This window comes from Natrinema sp. CGMCC1.2065 (assembly GCF_051225675.1).
Lineage (GTDB): Archaea > Halobacteriota > Halobacteria > Halobacteriales > Natrialbaceae > Natrinema > Natrinema thermotolerans.
The window spans coordinates 12,527-26,435 of record NZ_JBPJSJ010000016.1 but is presented as its reverse complement, the minus strand read 5'-3'; the positions used below and the strand labels follow the sequence as shown (position 1 = coordinate 26,435).

Here is a 13,909-nt window from a genome sequence, read left to right as displayed (position 1 = left end):
TGACCGTTCACTCGTCCCTCGAGAGCGCCGCTCGAGCGGCTGCCACGAGTCGCTCGACCCGCGCCTCGGCGACCGGATTCGTCGTCTCGCCGCCGCGTTTGAGCGCGGTGCCGACGATGACGCCGTCGGCACCCGACTCGAGACAGTCGTCGACCGTGTCGCTCGTGACGCCGCTGCCGACGAACACCGGGGTCTCGCCCGCGGCATCGCCGAGTGCGTCGGCGACGCGCTCGAGATCCGCGAGCGACGTTTCGGCTCCGGTTCCGGGTCCGGAGACGATCACACCGTCGGCCCGCCCGCGCTCGACGGTCTCGATCGCGGCACGTTCGATGTCCCGGTCGCCGATCGGGCTCGCGTGCTTGACGTGGACGTCCGCGAGGATCGACACGTCGGTCGCGAGCCGGTCGCGCAGCCGGAGCGTCTCGTGGGCCCGGCCCTCGAGGACGCCCTGGTCGGTCGCGGCGCTACCGATATGAACGTTGATGCGAACGAACGCGGCGTCGGCGGCCGCGGAGACCGCCAGCGCCGCCGCGGCGTCGTTGCGGAGGACGTTGATCCCGACCGGAACGTCGACGGCGTCGGTGACGGCCGTCGCGATCGCGGTCAGTTCCGCGACGACGTGTTTCGGTACGTCGTCGGGATAGAACGGGGCGTCCCCGAAGTTCTCGACGATGATTCCGTCGACCCCGCCGGCCTCGAGCCGGCGGGCGTCCGCGAGCGCGCGGCGACGGATAGCCTCACGGTCGTTCTCGTCTCCGTCGCCGAACCCCGGCGCGCCGGGCAGCGGCGGGAGATGGACCATGCCGATCACCGGGTGGGACGCGTCGAATCGGTCCATGATGGCGGATACCGTTTCCATATCGGCGTTGGAACCGCGACGACCATACCGGTACCGCGTTCGGTCGGGCCGACGCGAGCCGGCAAGCCCCGCTCCCTCCGCGGCCGTTTTCCTCCTGCCGCGGATACGAGCGGTCGATGACTGACTTGCTTGCCGGACTGTCGTTGCGGGACCTCGAGACGCGGAACCGAATCGCCGTCTCGCCGATGTGTCAGTACTCCTGTGACCCGGACGGGCTCGCGACCGAGTGGCATCGCGTCCACCTCGGGAGCCGAGCCGTCGGCGGGGCCGGCATCGTCATGACCGAGGCGACCGCGGTCTCCCCCGAGGGCCGGATCACGCCCCACGATCTGGGCATCTGGAGCGACGACCATGCCGAGGCCCTCGAGCCGATCACGGAGTTCATCCGGGATCAGGGCGGCGTGCCGGCGATCCAGCTCGCCCACGCGGGCCACAAAGCGAGCAAGGAACGTCCGTGGGAGGGCCACGTCCCGATCCAGCCCGACGAAACGGGGCCCTCGGGGGCGGCCGGCTGGGAGGTACTCTCGCCGTCGCCCGACGCCTATCCGCCCTTCGACGGCGATCGGCCGGCGATGCGGAAGGCCGACGCCGAGGACATCGAGGGCGTAATCGACGCCTACCGCGCGGCGGCCGAACGATCGCTCGAGGCCGGGTTCGAGATCGCCGAGGTCCACGCGGCCCACGGCTACCTGCTCCACGAGTTCCTCTCGCCGGTCACGAACCGTCGCGAGGACGACTACGGCGGGAACTTCGAGAACCGAACCCGACTGGTCCGCGAAGTGGTCGGCGCCGTCCGCGAGGTCTGGCCCGACGACAAGCCGGTCTTCGTCAGGATTTCGGGGACCGACTGGCTCGACGATCGGGAGTCGTGGGACATCGAGCAGTCGGTGCGGCTGGCCGACGACCTCGCCGATCTCGGTGTCGATCTGGTCGACGTGAGTTCCGGCGGGCTCCACCCCGACCAGTCGATTTCGGGCGGTCCGAACTTTCAGGTGCCGCTGGCCGAGCAGGTCCGGGAGGGCGCGGACGTCGCCGTCGGCACCGTCGGCGGCGTCACCGAGCCCGAACAGGCCGACGCCCTGATCCGAAACGAGCGAGCCGACCTCGTCCTCGTCGGTCGGGAGTTCCTGCGGGACCCGTACTTCGGGCTCCGCGCGACCGGCGACCACGAGCGCGACCCCGACGCGGTTGCCGAGGCGTGGCCGGTCCAGTACCGACGCGCAACCCAGCGATAACGGGTCCGCAAGCAGGTACCCCGACGGTCACTCTCCGTCGTAGCCGTCGAGCCAGCCCGTGACCGCCGACTGCAACGCGCCGGTCGTCGTCCCGACGTTCAGCAGTTGATAGCCGTTCTCCGCCTTTTCGTTGACGTCGTCCATCCCGAAGCCGAGGCCACCGACCGGGACGTCCGCCTCGATGGCGGCCGATCGGATCCGTTCGACGGCCTCCTCGACCTCCGGATGGTCGAATTCGCCCGGATGACCCAGCGAGACCGAGAGATCGAGCGGGCCGATGAAGACGAAGCCGAGTTCGGGGACGGCGAGGATGTCCTCGAGTTCGTCGAGCGCGGACTGCGTCTCGATCGTGACCCCGACGACGACCGACTCGTCCTCGCTGGTCACGTAGTCGTCGGTCAGCCCCCAGCGGCTCGCTCGAGGGTTGGCCATGCCCCGGCGACCGGGTTCGCCGTCGTACTCGAACCGACCGGCCCGGACCGCCGCCTCGAGTTCCTCGCTGCTTCCGACTCTGGGGAGGAAGACGTTCCGCACGCCGGCGTCGAGGGCCTTCCGCACGAGCGCGGGATCGGTATCGGGGAGCCGAACGAGCAGCTCGGTATCCGTGCCGTCGGCCGCCCGGAGCAGTTCCTCCAGCCGGCCGCCGTCGACGGGACTGGGGCCGCCGTGTTCGAGGTCGATCCAGACGAAGTCGACGCCGAGGGCGGCGTAGAGTTCGACGACCGTCGGGCTGTACGTGTTCTCGAGGACGCCCAGCGCCACGTCGCCGGACTCGAGCGTCTCCCGAAGCGCGTTGGTTCGCGGATGCTGACTCACACGTCCGACTATACCGGCCACGGACTAAAGACCGGGGACGAACGGGCGGCGGCGGGCGGCGTTCGGGGGTCGAACCGACTCAGTCCTCTTTCCACTTGATCGAACAGCCCCGGGAGGGCTGCCACTCGAGGTCGACGTCCGCGCCGGCCAGCACGGCGTCGATTGCCTCGCGGATCTGATACCGGCTCGGTTCGTCGTCGGGGTTGGGCGCGTCGTCGAGTCGGCCGTGGTAGGCCAGCCGGAACTCCCCGTTCTCGCGTTCGAACAGGAACGGGTCGGGGGTACAGACCGCGCCGTAGGCTCGCGCAACCGCCTGACTCTCGTCGCGGAGATAGGCATCGTAGTCGATCCGTCCCTCCTCGACGAACGCTTGCATCGTCTCGAACGAATCGTCGGGATACTCCGCGGCGTCGTTGGGGTTGATCCCGACGACCGAGACGTCGTCGTACTCGGCGGCCAGTTCGTTCAGCAGGTCGAACTTCGCTTGCGCGTACGGGCAGTGGTTGCACGTGAACACGACCAGCAGCGCCTCGTCGTCGGCGAAGGAGTCGAGCGAATACGTCTCGCCGTCGACGCCCTCGAGGTCGAACTCGGGGGCGGGGTCGCCGGCCTCGAGTTCCGACTCGGACTCTGTGAGAACCATGGTCGTCGATTCGGCTCGTTCGGCCTTAGGTCTCACGTTCGGGGCGGTCGGTTCGCGTCCCGTCGACTCGCGACTGCCACAGCGGCCTAGCCGAACAGCTCCGCGAACTCGAGGAGCAAGCCGGGGACGACCAGCAGGGCGATTCCGCCGGCGATCAGGGCGAGCGGAACGATCAGGCCGATGTCGGTCAGCAGCCAGAGCCCGAGCCCGCCCAGGATCGCCAGCAGGCCGACCAGTCGGAGCAGCCAGACGACAGCACCCTCGAGTTCCGAATCGGCGACGACGTCGGCGAGTTCGAGTACCTCGTCCATAGCCGTTCGGGGCTGGCTCCCGGAGCCACTTAATTCCGGCGCCGTTCCGGCCGATCCGATCCCTCGAGTTCCACGCAACGACTTACATATTTGTACCCCGGGCCGCATCGACTGGGTATGAAGACGCTCGAGGTCACCGACGAACAGTACGCGTTCATCCAGCACCTCCGGGAGGAGATCTCTGAATCGGTCGTCGGCAAGTACGGCTTCGTCCGCGAGCAGGACGCAGTGCAGTTCCTGATCGACAACTTGGACGAGGAGATCGAACTCGAGGCCGACGGTGAGTTCGACTCCTCGGCGACCGACGACGTCGCGGCCTCGGTCGGGGCCGCCATCGACGGCGAGGCCGATCCCCACGACCTCGAGGAAGTCTCTTATATCGAGGGCGAGGCGCCGGGAACCGACGGGGTCGTGGACGACGCGGACGGGGACGAGGACCTCGAGTCCGAGTCGGACGATCCCGCGGAACCGGTCGACGACGATGCGAGCGACGCGGACGAAGGAGCCGATGACGACGGCGAGGACGGGGGAGGTGACGAGAGCGACGCGGACGACGAGAGCGACACCGACGGCGACGACGGATCCGACGATGACGGCTCCGCTGACGACGACGACATGTTAGACGAGATGATGAGCCTGCTCGAGACCCACGACGACAAGTGGGAGGAGGCGGCTTCGGCGGACTACCGGTATAGCGTCGATCTGCCGGACGGCTCGACCGAGCAGGTCCAGACGAAAGACGACGTGCGGGCGCTGTTGTTCAAGAACTACCGGTAGTCGGATCCCGAACGATCGTTCACGAACGAACAACGTTAGACCTTTACTCGCGCTCGCGCTTGCAGGCAGTATGAGCGAACGCGAGGTGCTCGAGTTGCTTCGTGAGAACGCGCGATACTCCGCGGCCGATATCGCGCGAATGACCGACCTCGACGAGAACGAGGTCGCAGCCACCATCGAGGAACTCGAGGCAGCAGGCGTCGTCCGCGGGTACCAAGCGGTCGTCGACTGGGACAAGCTCGCCGACGAGCGCGTCCGAGCCGAGGTCGAGTTGAACGTCACGCTCGACCGCGAGACCGGCTACGACGACATCGCCCAGCGCCTCGCACAGTTCCCGGAGGTCAAAGCCCTCCGACTGATCAGCGGCGACTACGACTTCGATATGGAGGTCGAAGGCGACTCCATCCGCGAGGTCTCACAGTTCATCAGCGAGAAGGTCGCGCCCGTCCCCGAGATCACCCAGACGGTCACCCACTACGTGATGACCTCCTACAAGGAGAACGGGATCGAACTCGGCGACGGCGAGGACGACGACCGGCTTTCCTTCTCGCCCTGACCATGAGCTTCGAACTGTCAGACCGGGTGCAGACGGTGCCGCCGTCGGGCATCCGCCGGTTCTTCGAGATCGCCGACGAGCGCGACGATGTCATCTCGCTGGGCGTGGGCGAACCCGACTTCGCGACGCCGTGGGCGGCCCGCGACGCCGCCATCGCCTCGCTCGAGCAGGGCAAGACCTCCTACACCGCCAACCGCGGCAAGAGCGACCTCCGCGAGGCGATCGCCGACTACGTCGCCGATCGGTTCGATCTGGGCTACGACCCCGACGAGGAGATCATCGTCACCGCCGGGGCCAGCGAGGCCGTCGATCTCGCCTTCCGGGCGTTCGTCGATCCCGGCGACACGGTCGCGATCGCCCAGCCCTCCTACATCTCCTACGAGCCCGGTGTGATCTTCGCCGGCGGCGAAGTGCTGCCGGTCCCCACGAAAGAGGAAGACGACTTCCGGCTCACCGTCGAGGGCCTCGAGAAAGCGGGTGCCGACGAGGCCGACGTCCTCGTCCTCTGTTATCCGAACAACCCGACCGGCGCGATCATGCCCGCCGAGGACCTCGAGCCGATCGCCGAGTTCGCCCGCGAACACGACCTGATGGTCCTCTCGGACGAGATCTACGCAGAGCTGACCTACGACGGGGATCACACCTCGATCGCGAGCTTCGAGGGGATGCGCGAGCGGACGATCGTCTTCAACGGCTTCTCGAAGGCCCACGCGATGACCGGCCTCCGACTGGGCTATGCGCTCGGCCCGGCCGACGCCATCGGTGCGATGAACAAGATCCACCAGTACACGATGCTGTCGGCCCCGACGACCGCCCAGTACGCCGCCCTCGAGGCGCTCGATTCCTGCGAGGACGACGTCCGGGAGATGGTCGATCAGTACGACCGCCGCCGACAGTTCGTCCTCTCGCGATTCAGAGAGATCGGGATGGACGTCTTCGAGGCCAAGGGGGCGTTCTACTGCTTCCCCGAGGTCCCCGAGGGCTTTACCGCCGAGGAGTTCGCCGAGGAAGTGCTGCGCGAACAGGGCGTGGCCGTCGTCCCCGGCGACGTCTTCGGCACCGGCGGCGAGGGCCACCTGCGGATCTCCTACGCGACCGGCCTCGAGGACCTTCGGGAGGCGCTGAACCGGATCGAGGCGTTCGTCGCCGACAACGCCTGAGCCGGCATCGCCGACCCGTATCGTTTTGTCGGCCGAGTCGCCGAGACGAGCAGTCCCGCCGCGAGCCCCCGGCTCGAGGGACCTCAGGGGTCGTCGACATCGCCATTCGACGCGTCCCAGACCGCGAGCGTGGCGGCGGAGACGAGCAGACCGAGGCTCGGCAGCAGGCCGGATCGCAGCCGGCGGTCCAGCCCGAGTTCGAGGAGGCCGCTCGCGAGCAGGACGAGACAGACCGCGAGGACGGTCGCGCTGCCGAGGAGGATCGAGAGTCGTTCGAAGAAGTCGACCATGGCGTCGTTCCTATCCGATCGATCGGGATAACTCGCCTGCCTGGACCGGACGACCCGACTCCGCTCGGCGCCGACTCCATGTCACTCAGACACACACTGGCGCTCGGCCACGACACTGAAATAGGGGGTTTACTAACTATCCAGTAACTATCCGTCGATGATTCCAACGGTTGCGAGCGGTTATCTATTCGGGTGTGGGGGCGGGACTACGCCGCCGAGACGGGTGTGGGGTGGCGAGTCGTGACGATGCGTTCCGTACCGATCGTCGATCGCGTCACCGACGCCTTCTTCGCTCTCGATACGAGCTTTCGGTTCACCTATCTCAACGAGCGGGCGGAGACGTTGCTGAAACGCTCCCGAGAGGACCTGATCGGGCGGGTCATGTGGGACGAGTTCCCCCAGACCGTCGAGACGCAGTTCCCCGAGGGCTTTCACCGCGCGATGGACGAACAGGTGCCGGTTTCCTTCGAAATCTATCACGCCCCCCTCGAGACGTGGTTCGAGGCACGGGCCTACCCCTCCGAAACGGGCCTCTCCGTGTTCATGCGCGACGTCAGCGAGCGGAAGGCCCAGGAGACGACGCTCGCCCAACACGCCGCGGTCGTCGAGGCGATCCGCGACGCCGTCGTCACGCTCGATCGCAACCGCGAGATCATCACCGTCAACGGCGCGACCGAGTCGGTGCTTGGTGCGGGCCGCTCGACGCTCGTCGGCGAACACGTCGAGACCCTGACCGAAGTTGCGGGGATCGACGACGATGACGCCGTCGAGATCGGACGGGCGATCACCGACGTCGACGTCGGCAACGCCGCCCATCGCCAGCTCGAGTTGCCCTACGTCGGCCCCGACGGCGACGACCGGATGGGCGAGTTCCGGTTCGTCCCCGTCGAGGACAACGCCGCGACGGTCGCCGCGATCGTCCGGGACATCACCGATCAACACGAGTACGACCGCGTCGTCACGTCGTTACACGAGGTCACCCGGTGGCTGCTCGAGTCCGACGATCCCGAGGAGATCTGTGCGATCGCCGTCCACGCCGGCAGCGACCTGCTCGATCTCCCCATCAGCGGCGTCTGGCTGCTCGAGGAGGAACAGGGCTACCTCGAACCGGTCGCCGGCACCGCGGGGGCCCACGACGAGTTCGGCGGCCTCCCGCGGTTCAACCCCGGCGAGGGGTTGGTCTGGGAGGTCTTCGAGGGCGGCGAGGTCCAACTGTTCGACGATCTCGGCGATACCGACGGGCTCTACAACCCCGAGACGCCGCTTCGATCGGAGATCATCGCCCCGATCGGGACCCACGGGGTCCTCATGACGGGCTCGTACGACCCCCACTGGTTCGACGAAACCGACGTCGACCTCATCTCGACGCTCGTCGAGAACACTCGCGCCGCCCTCGATCGGGCGGACCGGGAACGAGTCCTGCGGGATCGGACGGCCGAACTCGAGCGCCAGACCGAACGCCTCGAGGCCGTCGCCGAGATCCTCTCGAGCGACCTGCAACGGCAACTCGAGGCCGTCGCCGACGCCCTCGCGGACGACGGAGCCGACGAGTGGGAGTTCCCGCTGGCGGAAGACACCGTCGAGACGACGCTCGACCGGGCCGAACGGCTCGTCGACGACGTCCGGGAGTTCGCCCGCAACGCCTCCGCGGTCGGCCCGCGCAGCCGGCTCCGGCTCGAGTCGGCGATCGACGACGCGCTCGCCGATTCCCGGCTGGACCCCGATAACGTCGTCGTGGACGCGCCGGCCGCGCTCCGGGCCGATCCCGACCGGTTCGTCCACCTCCTCCAGACGGCGTTCGACAGCGCGGTCGCTCGGGCGAACGACGACGTAACGATCCAGATCGGACTGGTCGGGTTCGAAGACGACGGCAGCCGCGGGTTCTTCCTCCTCGATGATGCCGCGGAAATCCCGCCGAACGCACACGATCGCGTCCTCGATCCGACTGCCGACGACGACACCGCGATCGACGGCCTCGGGCTCGCGCTCGTCCGGGCGATCGCCGAGGCCCACGACTGGACGTGTACGGTCACCAACGGCGACAACGGCGGCACCCGGATCGAAATCAGGGAGATAACGACCCTCGAGCGGGACCCCGCGTAAACGTTATTCCGTTTCGAACGACTCACCCGCGATGTCCCGCCAGAGCTGTCGGTAGCCGTCCTGCGCTAAGAGTTCCTGCATCGTGTCGTCGACCCGGACCCGGAGGACGGCCAGTCGGTCCTCGAGTTCGGCGTACTCCTGACTCGACTGGCGTTCGGCCGCGGTCTTCTGGTCGTCCAACAGCGCCTTCTTCGCGGCAAGCGCGAAGAACTCACGGAGCTGGTCGTCGTAGGTCGAACGAAGCAGTAACTGGTCGATCACGTCGACGAGTTCGTCGCCCGAAACCGGCTTGACCAGGTAATCGTCGAACCCCATCTCGACGATGTCGAAGTCGGGCTCGACCGCTGTCACCATCGCGACCCGGCAATCGAGGCTCCGTTCCCGCATGGTGTCGAGGACGGTATCGCCCGAGAGCCCCGGCATCCGCCGATCGAGCAATACGACGTCGATCGTCTCATCGATCGCATCGAGCGCCTCGGCGCCGTCGTAAGCCGTGCGGACGCGACACTCCTCCTCGAGCCAGGCGGCATAGAGATCCGCGAGGTCGGGCTCGTCTTCGACGATCAGGACGGATGGGGTATCGGACATCGATGTTCCTCCGGCTGTGCCGTTCGCGGAGAATCCGTGCCGAACGAATATCAATATACCGGAGAGTAGCGGTAGTAAGGTGGACGTCGATCGCGGTCCCCGCCGATCATCACGCCGCGACCGTCACTCGAGGCCGCGTTCGATCGTTGCGCGCCGTTCCCGAATCTCGGCGGCGTCGGTTTCGATCGTCCGGTCGCCGAGGTCGACGGACAGCGTCCCGTCGTCGGTCGCCGTGCCGAGGTCGACGACGGGGGCGACGCCGTCGAACGCCTCGCGGACCACCGCGACGGATTCGGTCTGGATCAGCGCGCGACCCGGCTGCTCGTGGAACAGTTCGCCGGCGGGGTCGTCGCCCGGCAGCGACACCTCGAGGCCGGCCTCCTCGGTGACCATCTCGGCGAGGGAGACGGCGAGCCCACCGTGGCTGACGTCGTGAACCGCGAGCGTCGCGTCGTCGTCGGCCACCGCGGCGAGGGTCTCGATCAGGGCCGCGGGGTCGTCGGGCAGTTCGGGGAACCGATCGCTGCCGCCGAACTGTGCGAGGTACTCGGAGCCGCCCAGCCGGGCGTCGTCGGCGAGACCCAGATCGCCGACCAGCACCAGGTCGCCCTCCGGTGCGGCCGACAGCGGTGGGGCGTCGTAGCCCTCTTTCGCTCCGACAAGCGCCAGCGTCGGCGTCGGCGGGATCGGCCCGGCGACGGAGTCGTTGTACAGCGAGACGTTGCCCCCGACGACCGGCGTCGACAGCGTTTCGCACATCTCGGCGAGGCCGTCGACGATGCCCTCGAAGCCGCCGTAGACGTCCGGCTTCTCGGGGTTGCCGCCGTTGAGACAGTCGACGGCGGCAAGCGGTGTCGCACCCTTGGCCGCGACGTTGGTCGCGTTCTCGAGCGCGACCGCGCGAGCGCCCTCGTAGGGCGCGGCGGCGGTCCAGTTCGGTGCGGCACCGGACGAGAGCGCCAGTCCCTGCTCGGCTTCCCGAACCGCAACGATTGCTGCGTCGTCGCCGGGGCCGACGCTCGTTCGCACGCCGACCTCGTGGTCGTACTGGCGGTAGACCCACCGTTTCGAGGCCGTGTTCGGGCTCGAAACGACGGCGTCGAAGGCGGCCGCGAGGTCGGCGTCGGGCAGGTCGGTCTCCGGTTCGACGGGGTCCTCGCTCGCAAGGTCGTTCATCGGCGCGCCCTCGCCGAGGAAGTAGGCGTCGACGTCGACGACCGTCTCCCCGTCGAACGTGCAGGTGTAGTTACCGTCGGTGACCTCGCCGATGACCGAACAGCCCAGATCGAACCGCTCGGCGATCTCGCGCACCCGGTCGACGTTCTCGGGCTCGACCTCGTAACACATCCGCTCCTGCGATTCGGCGAGCAGGATCTCCAGGGCGTTCATGTTCGGCTCGCGCTGGTGAACTCGCTCGAGTTCGATCCGCGCGCCGAGGTCGGCCTTGGCGACCATCTCGCTCGAGGCCCCGCCGAGACCGGCGGCACCGAGGTCGCGAGCGGACTCGATCAGGTTCTCGTCGACGAGCGCCTCGTTGGCCTCGATCAGCAGCTTCTCCGCGTAGGGGTCGCCGACCTGAACCGCGGGCCGGTCTTCGGTTTCGGCGTCCTCCGCCAGGTCCTCGCTGGCGAAGCTCGCGCCGCCGAGGCCGTCGCGGCCGGTGGCGTTGCCGACGAGGACGAGCTTGTTGCCCGGTTCCTGTGCTTCGGCAGTGACCAGCCGATCCTCGTTCGTCAGGCCGACGCAGGCGACGTTGACCAGCGGGTTGCCCTCGTAATCGGGATGGAAGTCGACGCTGCCGGCGACGGTGGGGACGCCGATACAGTTTCCGTAGTGGCTGATCCCCTCGACGACGCCCTCGAAGAGGTACTTCGAGTGGTCGTCGCCGAACTCGCCGAAGTACAGCGAGTCGGCCAGTGCGATGGGGTAGGCCCCCATCGAGAGCGTATCCCGGACGATGCCGCCGACGCCGGTCGCCGCGCCGTCGAACGGGTCCACGTAGGAGGGGTGGTTGTGGCTCTCGATCCCCATCGTGATGTACGTCGCGTCCTCGCCCTCCTCGCCGGGGAGCGCGACGACCGCCGCGTCGTCGCCCGGCCCGACGACGACCTGCGCACCCTCGCTGTCGAAGGCCGACAGCAGCGGTCGCGAGGAGCGGTACGCACAGTGTTCGCTCCAGAGGTTCTCGAACAGCGCCGCCTCCGCTCGAGTCGGTTCCCGCCCCAGCTCGGAAACGACGAGTTCGCGGTCCGAATCGGCAAGACTCATTCACCTAGGTGGTGAAAGTCGGCCGGTAAATGGGTTTCCATATGCACGTTCATGGATATCGGCGATCGGATTCGACGATCGCAACCGACGGACCGAGTCGTTTTTGATCAGGCCGCCTAAACGTACGCTCGTGCTGTCGGTCGAACTCCACACGCACTCGTCGCTGTCCTACGACGGTCGCGACCCGGTCGAACTCATCTTGGAGCAGGCCGAGGCCGTCGGGCTAGACGCGATCGCCGTGACGGACCACGACGAGATCGACGCGAGCCTCGAGGCCGCCGAACTGGCCCCCGAGTACGGACTGGTCGGGGTTCCGGGCATGGAAATCTCGAGCAAGGCCGGCCACGTACTGGGGCTGGGACTCGAGGAGGCGGTCCCGCCGGGACTCTCCTTCGAGTCGACGCTCGAGGCGATCCACGACCAGGGTGGGCTCGCGGTGATCCCGCATCCGTTTCAGGAGGCCCGCCACGGCGTTATGGCCCGTATTTCCCGGGACCAGCTCGCGCTGGGCGACGCGATCGAGGTCTACAACTCGCGGCTGTTTACCGGCCGCGCGAACCGACAGGCCGAGCGCTACGCCCGGTCGCGGGAGCTACCGATGACCGCCGGCAGCGACGCCCACATCAGCGAGATGGTCGGGCAGGCGGTCACCCGAGTCGACGCCGACGAGCGCTCGGCCGATGCGATCCTCGCGGCCATCGCCGACGGCCGGACGACCGTCGAGGGGAAGCGAACGCCGTGGCGGATCAGCGTCCAGCAGTTCGCCGGCGGGGTCACGCGACGACTGAGCCGCGTTCTGAGTATCCTCCGATGACCGACGAATTGCGCGGCGACCCGGCGACCGTCCGCGACGCCATCGAGCGGGCCGATCCGCTGCCCGGTAGCACCGGGTTCGCCGGGCGTGTCGACGGCCGCCTCGTCCGCGATATCCTCGGCCGGGAGCCGCTGTTCGTCGACGCCGACGACTCCGCGGACGAGGGGCGGGCGTGGGCGTTCGAGCCGGCCCCGCTCGAGGACCCCGTCCTCTTCCCGGCCGGCGCGGCCGCAGCCGCTGACGAGCCGCTTCCTCAGCCGGAATCGCACTGGTCCCTTCCCGATCCCGAGCCACGCGCCCCCGAGCGCGCCCTCACGTCCCTCGAGCAGGCGATCGAGACGGCGGCCGACGCCGCGCTGGGGACCGACCGCGATATCGCGGTCGCCTTCTCCGGCGGTGTCGACTCGGCGCTGGTCGCCGAACTGCTCGACGCACCGCTGTACGTCGTCGGCTTCCCCGACAGCCACGACGTCGAAGCCGCGCGGACGGCCGCCGACGCGATGGGCCGCGAGCTGACGGTCGTCGACCTCGAGCCCGCGGACCTCGAGCGGGCGGTGCCGGAGGTCGTGCGAGCGACCGGCCGGACGAACGCGATGGACGTCCAGATCGCCCTGCCGCTGTACCTGGTCGGCGAACGCGTCGCCGCCGACGGGTTCGACGCGCTCGCGGTCGGGCAGGGCGCGGACGAACTGTTCGGCGGCTACGAGAAGGTCGTCCGACTCGACCACCGGGTCGCGGCCGAGACGGTTCGGGGGGCCGTCCGGGAGGGGATCCGGAGCCTCCCCGACCAGCTCCCGCGGGACGTGTTGACGATCGAAGCGACGGGGCTCGAGCCCGTCGCGCCGCTTCTCCACGACGCCGTGATCGAGGCCGCGCTTCGGCTCCCCGACGAGCTACTGGCCGACGCCGAGGAACGGAAGCGCGGCTTCCGCCGCGTCGCGGCCGACTATCTCCCAGCCGAAGTCGCCCAGCGGGACAAGAAAGCGGTCCAGTACGGCAGCCTCGTCGCCCGCGAACTCGACCGCCTCGCCCGACAGGCCGGCTACAAGCGCCGGATCGACGACCACGTCGACAAGTACGTCGCCGCGCTGTGTTCGGACGGGCCGACCGAACGCGACTGAGATTTAAGACGGCAGCGGACAGAGGCTCGCGGTGAAGATCACCGTCTCGTCGGTCTCGTTGCTCGCCCCGTGGACGACGCCGCGCTCGTGGTGGACGACGCCGGGCGCCTCGATCGCCTCGCTTTCGTCGTCCTGCACGACGGTTACCGTCCCCTCGAGGACGTGAAAGACGTTCGTGCTGTCGGGGTGGTCGTGGGCCTCGAGTTCCGCCCCCGGGCCGAGGGCAAAGGCTTTCACGAGGACGTCGTCGCTGACGGCCAGTTCCGCGGTCTCGACCTCGCCGTCGGCCGGCTCGAGGTCGGCGATCGATTCGGCGTAGCTATCGAGCATGTGGGACGGTTCGTTGGCTCGCAATATAATACCGGGGC

15 protein-coding genes are annotated in these 13,909 nt (G+C 68.3%); 7 read left to right on the top strand and 8 right to left on the bottom strand.

Translation table 11 applies throughout. The features are described from left to right. Positions 1-7 precede the first annotated feature (7 nt). Positions 8-859, bottom strand: coding sequence for a BtpA/SgcQ family protein (locus ACSBP4_RS15375; protein WP_435552719.1), 852 nt, complete (start codon positions 857-859; stop codon positions 8-10). A 116-nt stretch (positions 860-975) separates the two neighbouring features. Here ACSBP4_RS15375 and ACSBP4_RS15370 point away from each other — a divergent pair, with 116 nt between their 5' ends. Continuing rightward, positions 976-2,094 (top strand): NADH:flavin oxidoreductase/NADH oxidase, encoded by a 1,119-nt coding sequence (locus ACSBP4_RS15370; RefSeq protein ID WP_435552718.1) that lies wholly within the window; start codon positions 976-978, stop codon positions 2,092-2,094. A gap of 27 nt (positions 2,095-2,121) precedes the next feature. Here ACSBP4_RS15370 and ACSBP4_RS15365 read toward each other — a convergent pair whose 3' ends face one another. The 3 genes from ACSBP4_RS15365 to ACSBP4_RS15355 form a co-directional block, all read right to left on the bottom strand. Next, positions 2,122-2,910 carry an HpcH/HpaI aldolase family protein gene (locus ACSBP4_RS15365; RefSeq protein ID WP_049964294.1) on the bottom strand — a complete coding sequence of 263 codons (789 nt, stop codon included), beginning with the start codon at positions 2,908-2,910 and terminating at the stop codon, positions 2,122-2,124. 79 nt (positions 2,911-2,989) lie between these two features. Further along, positions 2,990-3,553, bottom strand: a complete 564-nt coding sequence (locus ACSBP4_RS15360) for a thioredoxin family protein (protein WP_049964293.1) — start codon at positions 3,551-3,553, stop codon at positions 2,990-2,992. Positions 3,554-3,639: 86 nt separating this feature from the next. Then, positions 3,640-3,864: a hypothetical protein gene (locus ACSBP4_RS15355; protein WP_006648778.1), complete on the bottom strand. Its 225-nt coding sequence runs from the start codon at positions 3,862-3,864 to the stop codon at positions 3,640-3,642. A 117-nt stretch (positions 3,865-3,981) separates the two neighbouring features. On the opposite strand from ACSBP4_RS15355, the gene ACSBP4_RS15350 reads away from it, so the two are divergent. From ACSBP4_RS15350 to ACSBP4_RS15340, 3 genes are all read left to right on the top strand, one after another. Next, positions 3,982-4,641, top strand: a complete 660-nt coding sequence (locus ACSBP4_RS15350; RefSeq protein WP_049964292.1) for a hypothetical protein — start codon at positions 3,982-3,984, stop codon at positions 4,639-4,641. 70 nt (positions 4,642-4,711) lie between these two features. Then, complete coding sequence (locus tag ACSBP4_RS15345) at positions 4,712-5,197, top strand: Lrp/AsnC family transcriptional regulator (RefSeq protein WP_049964291.1); 486 nt, start codon at positions 4,712-4,714, stop codon at positions 5,195-5,197. Between the two features lie 2 nt (positions 5,198-5,199). Further along, on the top strand, positions 5,200-6,357 hold the full coding sequence (locus ACSBP4_RS15340) for a pyridoxal phosphate-dependent aminotransferase (protein ID WP_006648775.1): 1,158 nt from the start codon (positions 5,200-5,202) through the stop codon (positions 6,355-6,357). 83 nt (positions 6,358-6,440) lie between these two features. Here ACSBP4_RS15340 and ACSBP4_RS15335 read toward each other — a convergent pair whose 3' ends face one another. Further along, entirely contained in the window at positions 6,441-6,647 is a 207-nt protein-coding gene (locus tag ACSBP4_RS15335; protein ID WP_006181586.1) for a hypothetical protein, read from the bottom strand. Positions 6,648-6,893: 246 nt separating this feature from the next. Here ACSBP4_RS15335 and ACSBP4_RS15330 point away from each other — a divergent pair, with 246 nt between their 5' ends. After that, positions 6,894-8,750 (top strand): PAS domain-containing protein, encoded by a 1,857-nt coding sequence (locus tag ACSBP4_RS15330; protein ID WP_435552717.1) that lies wholly within the window; start codon positions 6,894-6,896, stop codon positions 8,748-8,750. 3 nt (positions 8,751-8,753) lie between these two features. Here ACSBP4_RS15330 and ACSBP4_RS15325 read toward each other — a convergent pair whose 3' ends face one another. Together ACSBP4_RS15325 and purL are read right to left on the bottom strand one after the other, a co-directional pair. Next, positions 8,754-9,338 (bottom strand): response regulator, encoded by a 585-nt coding sequence (locus ACSBP4_RS15325; protein WP_006648773.1) that lies wholly within the window; start codon positions 9,336-9,338, stop codon positions 8,754-8,756. A 123-nt stretch (positions 9,339-9,461) separates the two neighbouring features. Further along, complete coding sequence (gene purL, locus ACSBP4_RS15320) at positions 9,462-11,606, bottom strand: phosphoribosylformylglycinamidine synthase subunit PurL (protein ID WP_435552716.1); 2,145 nt, start codon at positions 11,604-11,606, stop codon at positions 9,462-9,464. Between the two features lie 130 nt (positions 11,607-11,736). Between purL and ACSBP4_RS15315 the strand changes: the two genes are divergently transcribed. Both ACSBP4_RS15315 and ACSBP4_RS15310 read left to right on the top strand, forming a co-directional pair. Continuing rightward, positions 11,737-12,420 carry a PHP domain-containing protein gene (locus ACSBP4_RS15315; protein ID WP_006648771.1) on the top strand — a complete coding sequence of 228 codons (684 nt, stop codon included), beginning with the start codon at positions 11,737-11,739 and terminating at the stop codon, positions 12,418-12,420. After that, positions 12,417-13,541, top strand: a complete 1,125-nt coding sequence (locus ACSBP4_RS15310) for an asparagine synthase C-terminal domain-containing protein (protein ID WP_435552715.1) — start codon at positions 12,417-12,419, stop codon at positions 13,539-13,541. Before ACSBP4_RS15315 ends, ACSBP4_RS15310 begins: the two co-directional genes overlap by 4 nt. A 3-nt stretch (positions 13,542-13,544) precedes the next feature. Here the strand turns inward: ACSBP4_RS15310 and ACSBP4_RS15305 are convergent, their stop codons facing one another. Then, a complete protein-coding gene (locus ACSBP4_RS15305; protein WP_435552714.1) occupies positions 13,545-13,871 on the bottom strand; it encodes a cupin domain-containing protein in 327 nt (108 codons plus the stop codon). Positions 13,872-13,909 lie beyond the last annotated feature (38 nt).

Coding starts and splice junctions, on each gene's coding strand:
- ACSBP4_RS15375 (WP_435552719.1), bottom strand. CDS start 859: ATGGAAACGGTATCCGCCATCATGGACCGATTCGACGCGTCCCACCCG.
- ACSBP4_RS15370 (WP_435552718.1), top strand. CDS start 976: ATGACTGACTTGCTTGCCGGACTGTCGTTGCGGGACCTCGAGACGCGG.
- ACSBP4_RS15360 (WP_049964293.1), bottom strand. CDS start 3,553: ATGGTTCTCACAGAGTCCGAGTCGGAACTCGAGGCCGGCGACCCCGCC.
- ACSBP4_RS15355 (WP_006648778.1), bottom strand. CDS start 3,864: ATGGACGAGGTACTCGAACTCGCCGACGTCGTCGCCGATTCGGAACTC.
- ACSBP4_RS15350 (WP_049964292.1), top strand. CDS start 3,982: ATGAAGACGCTCGAGGTCACCGACGAACAGTACGCGTTCATCCAGCAC.
- ACSBP4_RS15345 (WP_049964291.1), top strand. CDS start 4,712: ATGAGCGAACGCGAGGTGCTCGAGTTGCTTCGTGAGAACGCGCGATAC.
- ACSBP4_RS15340 (WP_006648775.1), top strand. CDS start 5,200: ATGAGCTTCGAACTGTCAGACCGGGTGCAGACGGTGCCGCCGTCGGGC.
- ACSBP4_RS15335 (WP_006181586.1), bottom strand. CDS start 6,647: ATGGTCGACTTCTTCGAACGACTCTCGATCCTCCTCGGCAGCGCGACC.
- ACSBP4_RS15330 (WP_435552717.1), top strand. CDS start 6,894: ATGCGTTCCGTACCGATCGTCGATCGCGTCACCGACGCCTTCTTCGCT.
- ACSBP4_RS15325 (WP_006648773.1), bottom strand. CDS start 9,338: ATGTCCGATACCCCATCCGTCCTGATCGTCGAAGACGAGCCCGACCTC.
- purL (WP_435552716.1), bottom strand. CDS start 11,606: ATGAGTCTTGCCGATTCGGACCGCGAACTCGTCGTTTCCGAGCTGGGG.
- ACSBP4_RS15310 (WP_435552715.1), top strand. CDS start 12,417: ATGACCGACGAATTGCGCGGCGACCCGGCGACCGTCCGCGACGCCATC.
- ACSBP4_RS15305 (WP_435552714.1), bottom strand. CDS start 13,871: ATGCTCGATAGCTACGCCGAATCGATCGCCGACCTCGAGCCGGCCGAC.